11 protein-coding genes are annotated in these 15,721 nt (G+C 43.5%); 5 read left to right on the top strand and 6 right to left on the bottom strand.

Annotated features, from left to right (window positions below; translation table 11 throughout):
• Positions 1-43 precede the first annotated feature (43 nt).
• Complete coding sequence (locus tag AACS98_RS02265; RefSeq protein WP_066375821.1) at positions 44-886, top strand: tetratricopeptide repeat protein; 843 nt, start codon at positions 44-46, stop codon at positions 884-886.
• Between the two features lie 57 nt (positions 887-943).
• Here AACS98_RS02265 and AACS98_RS02260 read toward each other — a convergent pair whose 3' ends face one another.
• The gene (locus AACS98_RS02260; RefSeq protein WP_066375814.1) at positions 944-2,326 is read right to left on the bottom strand and encodes a hypothetical protein; all 1,383 of its coding nucleotides are present in this window, start codon (positions 2,324-2,326) and stop codon (positions 944-946) included.
• 341 nt (positions 2,327-2,667) lie between these two features.
• Between AACS98_RS02260 and AACS98_RS02255 the strand changes: the two genes are divergently transcribed.
• Positions 2,668-4,479, top strand: coding sequence for an aspartate kinase (locus tag AACS98_RS02255; RefSeq protein ID WP_066375812.1), 1,812 nt, complete (start codon positions 2,668-2,670; stop codon positions 4,477-4,479).
• A gap of 117 nt (positions 4,480-4,596) precedes the next feature.
• Here AACS98_RS02255 and AACS98_RS02250 read toward each other — a convergent pair whose 3' ends face one another.
• Entirely contained in the window at positions 4,597-5,472 is an 876-nt protein-coding gene (locus AACS98_RS02250) for a hypothetical protein (RefSeq protein WP_066375810.1), read from the bottom strand.
• 389 nt (positions 5,473-5,861) lie between these two features.
• On the opposite strand from AACS98_RS02250, the gene smc reads away from it, so the two are divergent.
• The 3 genes from smc to AACS98_RS02235 all read left to right on the top strand — a co-directional run bounded on the left by smc (position 5,862) and on the right by AACS98_RS02235 (position 11,152).
• Positions 5,862-9,458 (top strand): chromosome segregation protein SMC, encoded by a 3,597-nt coding sequence (smc, locus tag AACS98_RS02245; RefSeq protein ID WP_066375807.1) that lies wholly within the window; start codon positions 5,862-5,864, stop codon positions 9,456-9,458.
• Between the two features lie 58 nt (positions 9,459-9,516).
• Complete coding sequence (locus tag AACS98_RS02240) at positions 9,517-10,494, top strand: PRC-barrel domain-containing protein (protein ID WP_066375804.1); 978 nt, start codon at positions 9,517-9,519, stop codon at positions 10,492-10,494.
• 265 nt (positions 10,495-10,759) lie between these two features.
• On the top strand, positions 10,760-11,152 hold the full coding sequence (locus AACS98_RS02235) for a GxxExxY protein (RefSeq protein ID WP_066375907.1): 393 nt from the start codon (positions 10,760-10,762) through the stop codon (positions 11,150-11,152).
• Positions 11,153-11,619: 467 nt separating this feature from the next.
• On the opposite strand, the gene AACS98_RS02230 is transcribed toward AACS98_RS02235, so the two are convergent.
• The 4 genes from AACS98_RS02230 to trxB form a co-directional block, all read right to left on the bottom strand.
• On the bottom strand, positions 11,620-12,513 hold the full coding sequence (locus tag AACS98_RS02230) for an ROK family protein (protein WP_066375802.1): 894 nt from the start codon (positions 12,511-12,513) through the stop codon (positions 11,620-11,622).
• Positions 12,514-12,895: 382 nt separating this feature from the next.
• The gene (locus tag AACS98_RS02225) at positions 12,896-13,096 is read right to left on the bottom strand and encodes a hypothetical protein (protein ID WP_066375801.1); all 201 of its coding nucleotides are present in this window, start codon (positions 13,094-13,096) and stop codon (positions 12,896-12,898) included.
• 101 nt (positions 13,097-13,197) lie between these two features.
• Positions 13,198-14,094 (bottom strand): ABC transporter permease, encoded by an 897-nt coding sequence (locus tag AACS98_RS02220; protein ID WP_066375799.1) that lies wholly within the window; start codon positions 14,092-14,094, stop codon positions 13,198-13,200.
• A gap of 206 nt (positions 14,095-14,300) precedes the next feature.
• Positions 14,301-15,668 carry a thioredoxin-disulfide reductase gene (gene trxB / locus AACS98_RS02215; RefSeq protein WP_066375797.1) on the bottom strand — a complete coding sequence of 456 codons (1,368 nt, stop codon included), beginning with the start codon at positions 15,666-15,668 and terminating at the stop codon, positions 14,301-14,303.
• Positions 15,669-15,721: the final 53 nt, after the last annotated feature.

Raw genomic sequence — 15,721 nt, 5'->3', positions numbered from 1 at the left:
GGTAGTAGCGTTATCCAGTTGTCAAGACGAATGAGAGCAAGTTATGAAACAGTGGTTATTGGAGCAAAAGCGGGTGAAGTTATCTAAAATTTTGACTATAGGTGTGTTCACCGCACTGAGCGCGATTACCATTGTTTCTTGTAGTAACAACAAAGATGTTTTGGTGACAGAAATAGGGGTAAATACTCCTACTCGTCGCCCTGCGAAAAACTCTCAAGCGGGAACAGCTTACTTTGAAGGGCAGAAACAACACTCCCAAGGTAACTTACAAGCGGCGATAGACTCCTATAATAAAGCATTGAGTTTAGATTCTGAATATGCGGCAGCGTACAAAGGTAGAGGATTAGCCTACTTTGATTTGGGTGACAAGCAAAAAGCGATCGCAGATTACAATGAAGCTATCCGTCTAGCTCCCAATGATGCGGAAGCCTTCAACAGTCGGGGAAATGCTCGCGCCTCCCTAGGCGATCAACAAGGCGCAATTACAGACTACAATGAAGCAATCCGCCTGTCACCCAATTACGCCGAAGCCTATAATAATCGTGGGAATGCGCTGTCTGTACAGGGAGACAAAAGCGGCTCTATCGAAGATTTTAACGAAGCAATTCGCCTTAATCCCAAATATGCGATCGCCTACAATAACCGAGGTAACGCCCGTGCGGCTCAAGGCGACTTACCAGGAGCCATCAGTGATTATAACCAAGCTATTCGCCTCAATCGTAACTTTGCCCCTGCGTATAATAACAGAGGTAACGCCCGCGCCGCCCAAGGGGATAAACAAGCAGCCTTATCAGATTTGCGGAAAGCAGCAGAACTATTTCAAGCCCAAAGCAATAATGATTTATACCAACAAGTAATGAATAATATTCAAGAATTGGGGCAGTAAAAGTTATATCTTGCACCATTCTCAATGAGAATAGTGCAAGATGTGACTTAAGTTATATCATACAGCCACACTCACCTGCTGAGAATAATAAGCAGGTTGGGCATATACGCTAATAATGCTATCACCAACTACAAAAAACTCACCTTCTCGCTCATATTTAGAAAACTGTAAATCAGGATATTTCCGAGCAATTTCCCTTGCTGTCAGGGCTGGTACAGACATTTCTGGCGGTAGCTTACCAGTCACACCAATGTAAAAGACTAAAGGAGAAATTCTTTCTTGATAAATTTTGTCTGCATATTCTTCTAGCTTAACTTTAGCATCAGTTAAAGCTGTCACCATCGCCTCTTTACTGACACTATTACCAGAGAATTGTTTATGCAACAACTCTACTAAATTTCTAGCACCAACTTTAGATAACATTGCTGTGACTATGCCGTAATTTTCGATGCCTAAAAAGTCATCAAAAATTACTTTCATAAACTCATCGACTTTGGTGATTTTGACACGGGATGATAAGAGTTTATGTCTAAAGGCGATATTTTCTGTCAAAGCTAGACTAAAATTAGGTTTAGTGAAAATTTCGCCAGTGTCTCTGTCATATACCTGATACATTCTATCTAAAAATTTGTTGGCAGAATAAAACTTGCTCAGATTCAAAATGTCTTTACTGCCAATATCAATTTTGTAAATAGTCTGTACATCAATCGTACCATCAGCTAATGCTTGTTCACGAGTTGTATAGGCGTTAGTAGTGGGGAAATTTAGATAAACATTGCCAGAAAGATAATGAGTTTTTAATTCATCTAACTGGGGTGGCATAAATGTATCTGATTCTCCTTTGAGATGCGCCGTAATAATACTAGAAATTACCTTGACTTTTGCTAATTCATCAAACCAACCATCCAGCCGAGGACATTTGATAGCATGGTTGACTAGGGGGATATTCTCCAGGTTAAGACTGTATTCCCGATGAAAATCAAATTCTGCTGCGTCTAAAACATCTTGGAGTAATTCAAAAACTTTTTTGCTGCTAATTTTGATTTTTAAACAAGCAACATTCAGCTTACCGTTGCTAACGATGGTATAATTATTGAATGTATGTAAGTCATTAACTAGCAAACCTGCCACTTCTAAAATCGGGGTTTTATCCTCTGATTTGATTAGCTTAACTTGCCGTTTAACTAGCATATTGACTGTGGCAGTATTGCGGTTAAACTCAAACTTATCTAGGCGCACATATTCGGCATTATCTATATATTCTGTTCGTAACCAAGGCTGAATAATTTCTCCTTTGGCATCCCTGACACCACGAACCCGTTTGACACCTGTTCTGTGATAATTTTCTCGCAGATGTTTGATATTGATAATGATGTGGTTGCGGTGTTTTGTCAAAATTTCGATGAGTTCTAGCAGAGAGATTTTTTGTTGATTTGCCATGCTGCTATTCTCCTGATTTAGCGTCGAAATTAATGACTTTTGTTGATATTCCTACCTATATAGTACATTTGTATTAACAAAATGTCAAGCTTGTAGCTCTTGTGGTGCAGGCTAGAAGCCCACACCAGACGGGCTAGAGAGCTTATCCTACATTGGTGCGTGAGGCGCGATGCTGACTCTTGAAGGTGCAATCATCTCCTCTGGCGCGCCTCACACACCCTACAAATAAGTCAGTTATTGTTCTGGTTAATTTTAGGTAAACTAAGTAACGGATAAGTCTGCCAAGTTTCCGCCGAGTGAGGAAGCATTGACAGCAGCAGGCATAGGAATGAAGAGAATTTATGGCACTTATAGTTCAGAAATACGGTGGTACATCTGTCGGTTCAGTCGAACGTATTCAAGCTGTGGCACAGCGTGTATATAAAGCTGTGCAAGCGGGAAACTCTCTGGTAGTAGTGGTTTCCGCTATGGGGAAAACCACCGATGGACTCGTTAAGTTAGCCAATGAAATTTCTCGGAATCCTTGCCGCCGGGAAATGGATATGTTGCTTTCTACCGGGGAGCAAGTCACCATTGCTTTATTGAGTATGGCATTGCAGGAACTCGGACAACCAGCCATTTCGATGACTGGGGCGCAGGTAGGCATTGTGACAGAAGCGGAACACACCCGCGCCCGGATTTTAAACATTGAAACTGAACGCCTGATGCGTCATATTCAGGCTGGTAAAGTTGTTGTAGTGGCTGGTTTTCAGGGGATTTCTAGCAATGGCGAACTGGAAATTACTACTTTAGGGCGTGGTGGTTCGGATACCTCCGCCGTGGCTTTGGCTGCTGCTTTACAGGCGAATTTTTGTGAAATTTATACAGATGTACCGGGTATTTTCACTACAGACCCGCGCTTAGTTGCTCAAGCGCAGTTGATGAATGAGATTACCTGTGATGAGATGCTGGAGTTGGCAAGTTTGGGGGCGAAGGTTTTACATCCCCGTGCGGTGGAAATTGCCCGTAATTATGGTGTACCTCTGGTAGTTAAGTCGAGTTGGACTGATGATCCTGGGACTTGGGTAACGACACCCCAACCTCAAGAGCGATCGCTGATTAATTTAGAAATTGCTCGTCCTGTAGATGCGGTAGAATTTGATACTAATCAGGCGAAGGTGGCTTTGTTGCGTGTCCCAGATAAACCAGGGGTTGCAGCTAGGCTATTTGGGGAAATTGCCCACCAAAATGTAGATGTAGATTTAATTATTCAATCTATTCATGAAGGTAATAGTAATGACATTGCTTTTACCGTAGCGACACCGATATTAAAACGAGCCGAAGCCGTAGCAGAAGCGATCGCCCCAGCTTTGCGGAGTACATCTAACCCCCACACCGACGAAGCAGAGGTTATGGTAGAGCAAGACATTGCTAAAGTCAGTATAGCCGGGGCGGGGATGATTGGGCGACCTGGGGTAGCGGCGAAAATGTTCGCCACCTTAGCCGCAGCAGGGGTAAATCTGCTGATGATTTCTACCAGTGAAGTCAAGGTGAGTTGTGTGATTGAGGCGGCAGATTGCGATCGCGCCGTTGCTGCACTATGTAACGCCTTTGAAATCGTTTCCTCACCTACCTCCACACCCTCCCCCGCCTCAGTTTCCGCCCATCCTCCGGTGCGTGGTGTCGCCTTAGACTTAAATCAAGTGCGGCTAGCAATTCGCCAAGTACCAGACCACCCAGGAATGGCGGCTAAGTTATTTGGGACTTTAGCACAGCATAACATCAGCGTAGACATGATTATTCAATCCCAGCGTTGTCGGGTAATTGATGGAGTGCCGAAACGAGACATCGCCTTTACAGTTCCCCGCTTAGATGGAGAAACCGCCCAAAAATTGCTGACGGAAGTCGCCGCCGAATGTGGCTGGGGTGATGTAGTCTTAGATAGTGCGATCGCCAAAGTTAGTATAGTTGGTGCTGGAATGGTAGGACATCCAGGGGTAGCAGCTAAAATGTTTGAAGCTTTAGCCCAACATCAAATCAATATCCAAATGATTGCTACTTCCGAAATTAAAATTAGCTGTGTCGTAGCACAAGAACAAGGTGTAGAAGCACTGCAAGTCATTCATGCCGCTTTCGGGCTAGCTGGTAATCAAAAATTTGTCGTACCAGCGTAGTGGGGGCTGGGGACTTATCAATTCAAAATTCTCTCATTCAAAATTCTTGCATTAAAGAATTCTTGAATTATTGAATTTTTGAACCAATCTCCCCTGCTCCCCTGCTCCTCTGTTTCTTCAACTATTCCTAAAATGCCCATCCTCCATTTTGGCGATAAGTTCGGCAATGCGACGCTCACCACACCAGACTAAATCTAGTTTTCGCAGTTGTTCTACACTGATGTCATGCTCTATTTGGGTGAGGTTGTAGTCTTCAATTTCTTCCATTGCAATCAACAAATCATGTATAATTACTAATTCATCAAACTGGGGATTTGACTCCTCATCATTAATAATGGCTGTGACTCGTTCCTGTGGTAATCCGGCTAAAGCAGCAAAAATAAATTTTGTCGGGAAATCTACATCTTGAAGTGCAGGGTTGCGCTTGACTAAACCAGCTATCAGCACCCCCAAATAAGCGGCTGCTTGCGAATTACTTAACCAATGAACGTTTTGCGCGGCAATTGCGGTTAAATTGGCAAAAAATGGACATCCTAATTGTTTTTCAATCGCCTTTGTGATATCGGGAACGGGTGAGGTTTGTAATTGTGCCGCCAATAAAACTTGTTGTTCTGGGGGTAACTGATTAAGGATAATTTCCTGAGCGCGATCGCTGATGATAATTTCGTCATCAATGCCAAAGCTGAAGTCTTTACCCGGTTTTAAGCCCGCATTCACTAATATTTGCCACAGATGATTTTCGGCTTGTTGCTGCACTTGTTCATAGTATGATTGCCCGAAAAAATTTTGTAAAAACCATCTGTGACTATCACCATCACATTCGCGCAGAACTTGGTTAACCAGTAAATTAGTGAGTTTTGCTGCACCTAAAACTTTTGTCCAATAAATAATTAATCTTTGTATAGCAGTTGAATCACGCTGGTTTAGTGCCTTCAGCAATTGACGTTTGGCTTCATTTTGGTTTTTATCTCGTCTCAAGCTGTACAGTTTCACCTAATTATTGTGGTTTATGAATGGTAGAGATTACAACTCTTTTAGCGAATTCATCAATGAGATGTCATGAGTGGTATCTCTGAAGATTTGATACATAAAATTACAATTTAGCCAAAGCATAACATAATCATCCGTGCCTTCCTACTAAGGTATTAACTAATTTGCTATTGGCAGTTCTCTAAAAATCGGAAATCATAAAGTCATGGCTATGTCAAGATTAATACGTTACTTTATACTATTGATGCCAAAATTAGTTGTAGGCGACCCCTACACTTTTCTCTTTACCCTCTAAAATGTGAAAATCCAGAAGTTTTTTGTCTAACCTATTGCTAAATTTTGATTAATTGATACACTTGTTCTTCATAATCTGAGTTAAGTAGCACCCAGCTATGGTGCATATTAAGCGCGTAGAACTTACCAATTTTAAATCCTTCGGTGGCACTACTTCTGTCCCTCTGCTACCGGGGTTCACTGTCATTTCTGGGCCTAATGGTTCGGGTAAGTCTAATATTCTGGATGCTTTGCTGTTTTGTTTGGGGTTGGCTAGTTCTAAGGGGATGCGGGCTGATCGTCTCCCGGATTTGGTTAATAATACTCAAACGGCTAAAAGTCGGGCGGCGGTTGAGGCTATTGTGACGGTGACTTTTGATTTGTCGGGGGAGGATTTCTCACGCAGAGGCGCGGAGGCGCAGAGAGAGGAGTTAGAGGAGGATTCCCAGTCTGCGACGGAATGGAGTGTGACGCGCAAGTTACGGGTGACTCATCAGGGAACGTATACGTCTACTTATTACATTAATGGGGTGTCTTCGACTCTGACGGAGTTACATGAGGCTTTGGAGAATCTGCGGATTTACCCGGAAGGTTATAATGTGGTGCTGCAAGGGGATGTTACCAGTATTATCTCGATGAATGCTAAGGAACGTCGGGAAATTATTGATGAGTTGGCTGGTGTGGCAGCTTTCGATCGCAAGATTAATCAGGCTAAGGCTACTCTTGATGAGGTGAAGGAAAAGGAAGATAGTTGTAAAATTATTGAGCATGAGTTAAGTTTACAGCGCGATCGCCTGTCTCAAGATAAGGCGAAGGCGGAAAAGTATCAAAAACTGCGGTCTGAGTATGTTCAAAAGCAGTCTTGGGAGGCGGTTTTATCTTGGCGTTCCCTACAAGCCCAACAGGAATCTTTAGCCACGGCAATTCAAACGGGCGATCGCAATTTCGCTGAACTGACTTCTCAATTGTCCAGTTTAACTACCGAAATTGCTGAAAAGAATGATTTGCTAGCACAACTTAACGCCCATGTCAAGGCTTTGGGGGAAGAGGAAGTTTTGGCGGTACAGTCTACCCTCGCTACCCAAGAAGCTGAACGTAAGCAATTACAACGTCAACAAGCGGAGTTAACTGAGAAGGAAAAAGAAGCGGCGAGGCGGTTGGCGCAAACTCAGGCGGAAATTCAACAACATCAGCAGGGTTTGGCGGAAATCGTCCAAACACAGGCTGTAGAACAGCAATCTATCGTTTATTGTCAGCAACAACGGGACGAAGCACAACAAGCTTTGGATAATTCCCGTGCTGTGGCTACAGAAATTGCTTCGGCGGCGGATGAATGGGTACAGCAGCAAGCGGCGTTAAGTCGTCAAATTGAAAGTTTGCTGCAAGTTCTTGAACCCCAGCGTACTGAACAAGCACAATTGCAAGAACGCAATAATCAATTACAGCAGTTAATTGCAGAAGAAACGCAGTTAATCGAGAGTTTAGAACCGGAGTTAGCTGCAAAACAAGCGGAGTGTAACAACTTAGAAACTGAGTTTAATAGTTCTAGTCAACCTATCCAAGATTTAGCGCAAAATCTCGCCGCGACAGAACAAGAGTTACAAATTCAGCAGGAGACACAAAAGCGGCTATTACAAGAACAACGGGAAAAACAACGCCAGTTAGATAAAATTGAGGCGCAAGCGCAAGCACAGCAAGAAGTTCAAGGAACTCAAGCCAGTAAGGTGATTATTCAGTCGGGAATGCCTGGGGTTTGTGGTTTGGTGGTACATTTGGGACGAGTAGAACCCCGGTTTCAGTTGGCGTTGGAAATTGCGGCTGGGGCGCGTTTGGGACATATTGTAGTTGAAGATGATGGTATTGCTGCCGCCGGAATTGAGTTACTCAAACAAAAACGCGCCGGGAGAGCGACTTTTTTACCGTTAAATAAAATTCACGCTCCTAAATTTACCCAAGATGCTACGCTGCGGTTAGCGCATGGGTTTGTTAACTATGCTGTGAATTTAGTAGAATGCGATCGCCGTTATCGGGATGTGTTTAATTATGTTTTCGGTAACACTGTCGTCTTCAGCACTTTGGAACAAGCACGGAAGAATTTAGGTTTATATCGTATCGTCACCTTAGACGGTGAGTTGTTAGAAACCAGTGGCGCAATGACTGGGGGTAGCACTAACCAGCGTTCAGCGTTACGCTTTGGTACAGGTGAAGCGGCGGAGTCTGAGGAAGCTGTAGCTTTAAAACAGCGTTTGCAGGATATAGAGAGAATTTTAGACCGTTGTGGGGAGGCGATCGCCACTTTATCTACTAAAACCAAACAACTCACCCAAGAACTCACAGAAGCCCGTCAAGCCAGACGGGAACAACAGTTAAAATTAGAGCAGTTGCAGAAGGATATTAAGAGTTTAACCGCCCAGTTAACAGGAACGCGATCGCAACTCACCCACAACACCGACAAGTTTACCACCGCTCAAACCCGTCTGGAAATTTTAGACAGAGAATTACCAGCACAAGAAACTCAGTTACAGCAATTACGCCACACCCTCGCCGAGTTAGAAGCTTCCCAAACTCCCAGCGAATGGCAACAAATTCAGGCGACAATTAAAACTCAAGAACAGCAATTACAACAACGGGAAACCACCTTAAGAGAAGCTGAACAAAGATTAAAAAACCTAGAAAATCAACAGCAACTCTTACAACAACGCATCCAAGAAGCAGAACAACGCACCAGTGAATATCAAACTCAACAAGCATCTTGTAGAGACGCGATAAATCGTGTTTTAGAACAAATAACCAATTTAAATGAGCAAATTAGCCAAACTCGTCTGAATTTAAGCGAACTTGAAAACAACTTAGGAGAAGAGAAACAAAAACGGGACGCACTAGAACAGGAAATGCGATCGCATCTTCACCGTCAGCAACAGTTAGAATGGGAAATTCAAAAACTGCAAGAAACCCAACAAAAGCGACGGGAAGATTTAGCAGTGTTACAAAATCAATTACAGGAATTAGTTCCCGAACTGCCGAATCCCTTGCCAGAAGTGCCGGATAAGGTAGACTTAGAAGAACTACAGAAAGAATTGCGAGCGATCGCCAAACGTTTACAGGCAATGGAACCTGTGAATATGTTAGCCTTAGAAGAGTATGAGCGTACCCAAAACCGCCTCGAAGAACTCAGCCAAAAATTGCAGACATTAGAAGCAGAACGTACCGAACTACTCTTAAGAATCGAAAACTTTACCACCTTGCGACAAATCGCATTTAAAGAAGCCTTCGATGCTGTAAATGAAAACTTTCAATCCATATTCGCCACCCTTTCCGACGGTGACGGCTACCTGCAACTAGATAATCCTGAAGATCCCTTTAACAGTGGCTTAAATTTAGTTGCCCACCCCAAAGGTAAACCAGTCCAAAGACTTGCGTCAATGTCTGGGGGAGAAAAATCCCTCACCGCCTTAAGCTTTATCTTTGCCCTGCAACGCTACCGCCCCTCACCATTTTACGCCTTTGACGAAGTAGATATGTTTCTAGATGGTGCAAACGTCGAAAGATTATCTAAAATGATCAAGCAACAAGCCCAACAAGCGCAGTTCATAGTTGTGAGTTTGCGCCGCCCGATGATAGAATCAGCCGAACGTACCATCGGCGTTACTCAGGCCAGAGGAGCTTATACCCAAGTTTTGGGAATTAAGTTACAATCCTCAAATACATCTGCTTGAGTTTTTGTTAATAATAGTGTATAGATAAACCGGATTCGAGATCAGGACTCCGTATAGAATGACCTCTGAACAAATAATTAGGCGTTCCGACATATTAAATACCCAGGTGATTACCCGTGACAATGGCAAACGATTAGGTATCGTCAGTCAAGTATGGGTAGATATTGATCAAAGAGAGGTTGTGGCTCTTGGTTTGCGAGACAGCCTGATCTCTATCTCTGGTCTACCACGATATATGTATCTTAGCAGTATCAACCAATTTGGGGATGTCATCCTGGTTGATAACGAAGATGTGATTGAAGATATAGAAGTCGAAGCCCTCAGCAACCTGATGAACTGGGAAGTCATCACCGAAACAGGAGAAGTTTTAGGGAGAGTGCGGGGCTTCAAATTCGAGGGAGAATCAGGTAAACTACAGTCCATAGTCATCGCATCTTTAGGCGTACCCCAAATTCCCGACCAGTTTTTGAGTACCTACGAGATTTCTATAGAAGAAGTAGTTAGTACAGGCCCCAGCAGACTAATTGTATTTGAAGGAGCCGAAGAACGAGTCAACCAGTTAACCGTCGGTGTTCTCGAACGCTTGGGTATTGGTAAAGCGCCCTGGGAACGGGAAGCCGAAGAAGAATTTGGCTACTCTGCACCCCGCACCGTTGCACCTTCCAATCAATTACCCAGTGGTGTACCATTACAACCACCCCAGCCCAGAGTCCGCACCCCTGAACCCGTAGTAGTAGAAGAAGAATGGACGGAAGACTATATTGAAGAAGAAAGGCCACAGCGTCAAGTCATGAGGGCGAGACAGTACGAGTCCATTCAATACGAAGAAGACGAAGAAGATAACTGGAGCGAAGCCACAGGGAGAGACAGATATCAAGAACCACCAGCCCAGCCCTACAAGCCCTACAGCAACGATTACGACGATTATGATGATGTAGAGGGTGATGCTTGGGAAGACACACCACCGCAACCAGTGAATATTCCCAAGAAAATCAAAGAAAGACAGCCAGAATACGAAGAAGAAGGCGGATATTAAAGTTTCACCCCTCCTCAGCCACGAGGAGGGGTAATTTTTTGGGGTTGGTAATTTATTGCAAATTGGTGATGTTGTTTTACTTACGAATCACCTCTTAGAGGTGCGATCGCTATTCAAAATTATCATTACTGAATTAAATGTTAAGTACGTGTGTATAAAGAAAGTTACTTGAGTATACTGTATAAAAAAGTAAAGATCAGAAAAAATGAACCACGAAGGCACGAAGGACACGAAGGAAGAGGAAAGAAGAGAAGAAGAAAGAAGGATGAGAAGGTTTGATGATGAGGTGGAGAGGTTGGCTTATGCTGTGATTGGTGCTGCTATTGAGGTACATCGGGTATTGGGAGCAGGTTTTTTGGAGAGGGTATATCACGAGGCGTTAGCTATGGAGTTTCGCTTGCGTGGTATACCTCATCAATCTAAATATTTGGTAGCTGTAAAGTACAAGGGACATCGGATAGGTGAGGGAGAATTAGATTTTTTGATTGGTGATTCGCTGGTTGTTGAATTAAAAGCTGTAGAAAAGTTTTCACCTATTCATGAAGCACAAGTTATTTCTTATTTAAAAATGACTAATTGCCCTCTTGCTCTTCTTATTAATTTTAACGTTCCCATTCTCAAAGAAGGCATTAAGCGAATCATCTTATCATCTTCTTAACTCCTCCTCTTCTTCCCTCTTCCTTCGTGTTCTTCGTGTCTTCGTGGTTTGTTTTTCTTTTGTCGTACCTATTACAGATAACATCTGCAAAAGGTGATGACTTACTGAGAAAAAATGTTATCAAATGATTGTCAGGGTTAGTTAAAATTGCTAATCTTTAATCTTCAGTAGTAAATCTTAAGGAATATCATGATTAGCTGTTCAAATTTTGAATAAGTTGACTTCAAAGACCATAACTCATGTGGGCAATAATGCGTTGCTATCACAGCAATGGGAACTCCTGCCAAGCTACCTCTAGCTTTGCCATAGATGGCTGATGACGGGTGAATTTATGGCAGCATTTGCCGGACAATAGCCATAATCTCCAAAATCTCCCCTTCCCAATCAAAAGTGTTCCAGTTCATCAGCAAAGTAGGACTGGCGTTAGTAACATCAGTAGATATGCAAACCGCCTTCTGTACCACCTGTTAAATACAAAACTTTTGCCACGCTAATTTAGCCGCGCCTACCATACCGGCAGAGTTACCTAATTGTGCAGGGATAATCTGCAAACCCATGCGCGAGGTTGGCATCACTCGCTTGTCAATTTCTGCCTGAACTGCTGGAAAGAAAAATTCAAAACTTGCACTCACACCACCACCAATCACGATCGCTTCTGGTGTTAAAATGTAAATCATACTGGCTAAACCCGTGCCTAAATCACGCCCATATTCTTCCCAAAATGCTAAAGCGTCCACATCTCCAGCTTTCGCCAGCCTTCCCAACTCCGCAGGTTCTTTACCAGTCCGGCGACGAATGGCTTTAATTGATGTGTATTGTTCTAAAGAGCCTTGATTACCACTCTTACATACAGGGCCATCCGGTTGCAGGGTAATTAATCCCAGTTCTCCGGCCGCGCCTCTATGTCCCACAAACAATTTACCATCCAGAATAATTGCACCACCAACCCCAGTCCCCAAGGTTAAGAGAATAAAATTCTGAAATTGCCGACCTGCTCCTAACCAAGCCTCTCCTACACCTGCACAATTAGCGTCATTATCAATAACGGTGGGTTTGCCAGTTTTGGCTTCCAACCAATCAGCTAAAGGTACATTCTGCCATCCTGGTAAATTAATCGCAATTTGGGCAATACGTCCTGTAGCATCAGCCGGGCCTGGAGTACCGACACCAATAGCCATAGTTTGATTATCTACATCAATTTGGGCGATCGCATCCACCATGACCGCCAAAACCGCTTCCGGTGTCGCCGGTTGCGGAGTGGCAACAGTCAAAGATTGCAAACAATGACCATCTGGAGTAAACCGCCCCAATTTTATCGCCGTTCCCCCCACGTCGATCCCAATAACTTGAGAATTCCCCACTTTTAATTCCTCACACCACAAACTATCAGCTAGCTGTGACTAAGCTGATGAAAATAACCCATCTTAGAGGATGTTTGTCAAGTCATCAACGATACTAAAAACCCCTCTCCAAACCTCTCCCCTACAAGGAGAGAGGCTTTAAAACCCCCATTCCCTTGTAGGGAAGGGGGGCTGGGGGGGTTAGGTTTGAGAGACTTTGGTGTTAATGATAATACTTTTCAAACATCCTCTTAGGGTGATTCAGAAAAGCATACAGCAGTTTTCGGCTAATTAGACCACCGTGTAGAGGCTAATTAGACTAAAGTGTAGAGACTTACCATGCTTAGTCTCTACAAGGTTTTCAAACTTTCTTTTGTGGTTCATTTACCAGAAAATCGCTGTATTAGCTTTTCGATGTTTTCGCATCAAAAAATTCTAAACTATCGCTCTTTCGCGGAGTGACTCTTAAATCACTCACAGTAGGACGAAAACTTGATTGTTTATCCCAAGCGGTTATCGGCGCACCTTTTAAAATCCCAGCCAAAGCTACAGAAAGCATAAACCCACCAGCCGCCGCCGCAATTAAAGAAATGTTATCTTTCACTCTAATCTCTCAGTTATGAATACAATGAATGTTTAGCTTCAATTCAGCATTCAAAAACAGCACTCTTAATTTTGAATTTTGAATTTTGAATTTTGAATTGTTTATTTCCGGTTTCCATTTTCTCCCCGTAATCGAGGATTGACAAATTCATTTAACCCCTCACCTAGTAGTGATAACCCTACCACCATGAAAGTCATCGCCAAACCAGGGAATAGGGTAGTCCACCACACACCTGTAGGTAAAGCTTCTAGTGCTAGTTTTAAATCATGACCCCATTCTGGCACTTCTTCCGGTAAGCCTAGCCCTAAAAAGCCTAAACCACCTAATACTAAAATGGCATCGGCGGCGTTGAGGGTAAACAGTACAGGTACGCTTTGAATGACGTTGAAAAACAGATAACGAGACAGTACAATCCAGGTAGAAGCCCCCATTGCTTGCGCCGCTTCAATAAATACCTCTGTTTTAACGCTGACGGTGTGGTTGCGAACTACTCGATAATATTGGGGAATGTATGCAATACTAATTGCGATCGCAGCGTTTAATATTCCCCTCCCCACCACAAACGCCAGTGTCACAGACAGCAACAACCCCGGTAAGGTATAGATACTATCCATGAGAAACAGCAACACCTTATCTAACCTACCGCCCAGGTAGCCACTCAGCATCCCCAAAGGTACGCCAAAAATCATACTCAGTGCTGTTGCCAAAATCACCACTTGCAACGCCGCCTGTGCGCCGAATATCGTGCGAGAAAACACATCATGTCCTAAGCGGCTAGTTCCAAACCAATGTTTAGCAGAAGGTGCTTCTTGAAGCGGGTTTGAGAGAAATTCTTTTGGATCTTGTAGCCATCCCCAAGCCTGAAATACAGGCGCAAAAAAAGCCAGGAAAATAAAAAACAGGGTAATAGCTAACCCTATTACCATTAATTTTTGGGAAAGGCTGCTTTTTTTAGCAAAACGTAACAATAACGGTAGTTGACGTTTAGTGACGGTCATTATGTGAGTCTGCATTGAGCAAGATACCCTGACCATTTTACATATTAGTTAGGGAATTGGGGACTGGGAAAGTTGTAGGGTGGGCATTGCTTGCAAGTTGCTAAGAGCCTGAGTTTTATATTGTTGGCAATGCCCACCTATTATTATGATGGTTGGGGAGAAAGTATCGGTCAAAAAACTCTTCCCCAATCTTTAATCCCGAATCTCTACAAATTACTCTCGATTATCTGGCGATATTCGCTCTTTTGTTTCACACCTTTGACTTCTTTCACGAGTTCTTTATTCTTGAAGAATTGAATAGTCGGTGTTCCAGTCACGCCAGCATTTTCGGCAATTTCGCGGTCTTTGTCAATATCAATTTCGACAAAGTGGATTTTACCGTCAAACTCATCCACGACTTTATTTAATATAGGCTTGAGAGTATGACAAGGGCCACAACCAGGGGCGACGTATTTCACAACTAACAGGCGATCGCTTTCGTGGAATAATTTCCTTAAAGCATAACTCCCTTCATGGCGTGTTGCCGTCAAATCAAATTCCGCCGCTTGTTCTGCTTCCGTTTTCTTAGCGGTTGGCTGAGGTTCTAATTCATTGTTAATTGGTTTTTGGTGGAATTCTTGAATTAACCCATGAGCAGACAGCCAACGTTCCGCCAACAACGCCGCCGCACAGCCACTACCAGCCGCCGTAATTGCTTGGCGATATTCATGGTCTTGCACATCACCAGCAGCAAATACACCTTCTACACTGGTTTCTGGAGAACCATGTCGAGTCACAATGTAACCCACCTCATCTAGTTCTAACTGTCCCTGAAACAAAGAAGTATTAGGCTTGTGACCAATAGCGTAGAATAAGCCCTTAGCTGATAGTTTGCTTTGTTCGCCAGTTTTGTTATTGCGAACTATTACCCCTTCCATGAAACCGTTACCAAATATATCTACGGCTTCCGTGTTCCAATGGACTTGGATTTTAGGGTTACTCAAAACCCTGTCTTGCATGGCTTTAGAAGCCCGCATCTGATCAGAACGCACTAACAAGTTAACTTTTGAGCCATACTTAGTTAAATAAATTGATTCTTCCGCCGCCGAGTCGCCAGCACCAACCACTGCTAATTCTGCACCGTGGAAAATTGGCGTAGCACCATCACAAATTGCACAAGCAGAAATTCCCCGACTCCAGAATTGATGCTCACTCGGTAAACCTAAACGTTTTGCTGTCGCACCAGTGGCAATAATGATAGTATTTGCCTTGACTTCCCTTTCTGGCGATCGCACCGTAAAAGGACGCTGACTTAAATCCACTGCAATCACATCTTCAGTATATAACTCAGCCCCCCAACGTTCCGCTTGCGCCTTCATTCTATCCATTAATTCCGGCCCGGTAATTCCTTGGGGAAACCCCGGAAAGTTTTCTACCTCCGTCGTCGTCATCAGTTGCCCACCTGGCAAACCCCCAGCTTGAAAACCTTCAAATACCACAGGCTTTAAGTTAGCTCGTCCAGCATAAATTGCCGCCGTGTAACCAGCAGGCCCAGAACCGATAATTACTAAGTTTTCTACAGTTGGGTTAGTCATAAACTTATACAAACTCATAACGACTACGTTTAGTATAGCATGACGACATTAAT

Source organism: Anabaena sp. CA = ATCC 33047, from assembly GCF_963870205.1.
Lineage (GTDB): Bacteria > Cyanobacteriota > Cyanobacteriia > Cyanobacteriales > Nostocaceae > Trichormus.
The sequence above is the reverse complement of the archived record's forward strand: the minus strand, read 5'-3'. Positions and strand labels throughout refer to the sequence as shown.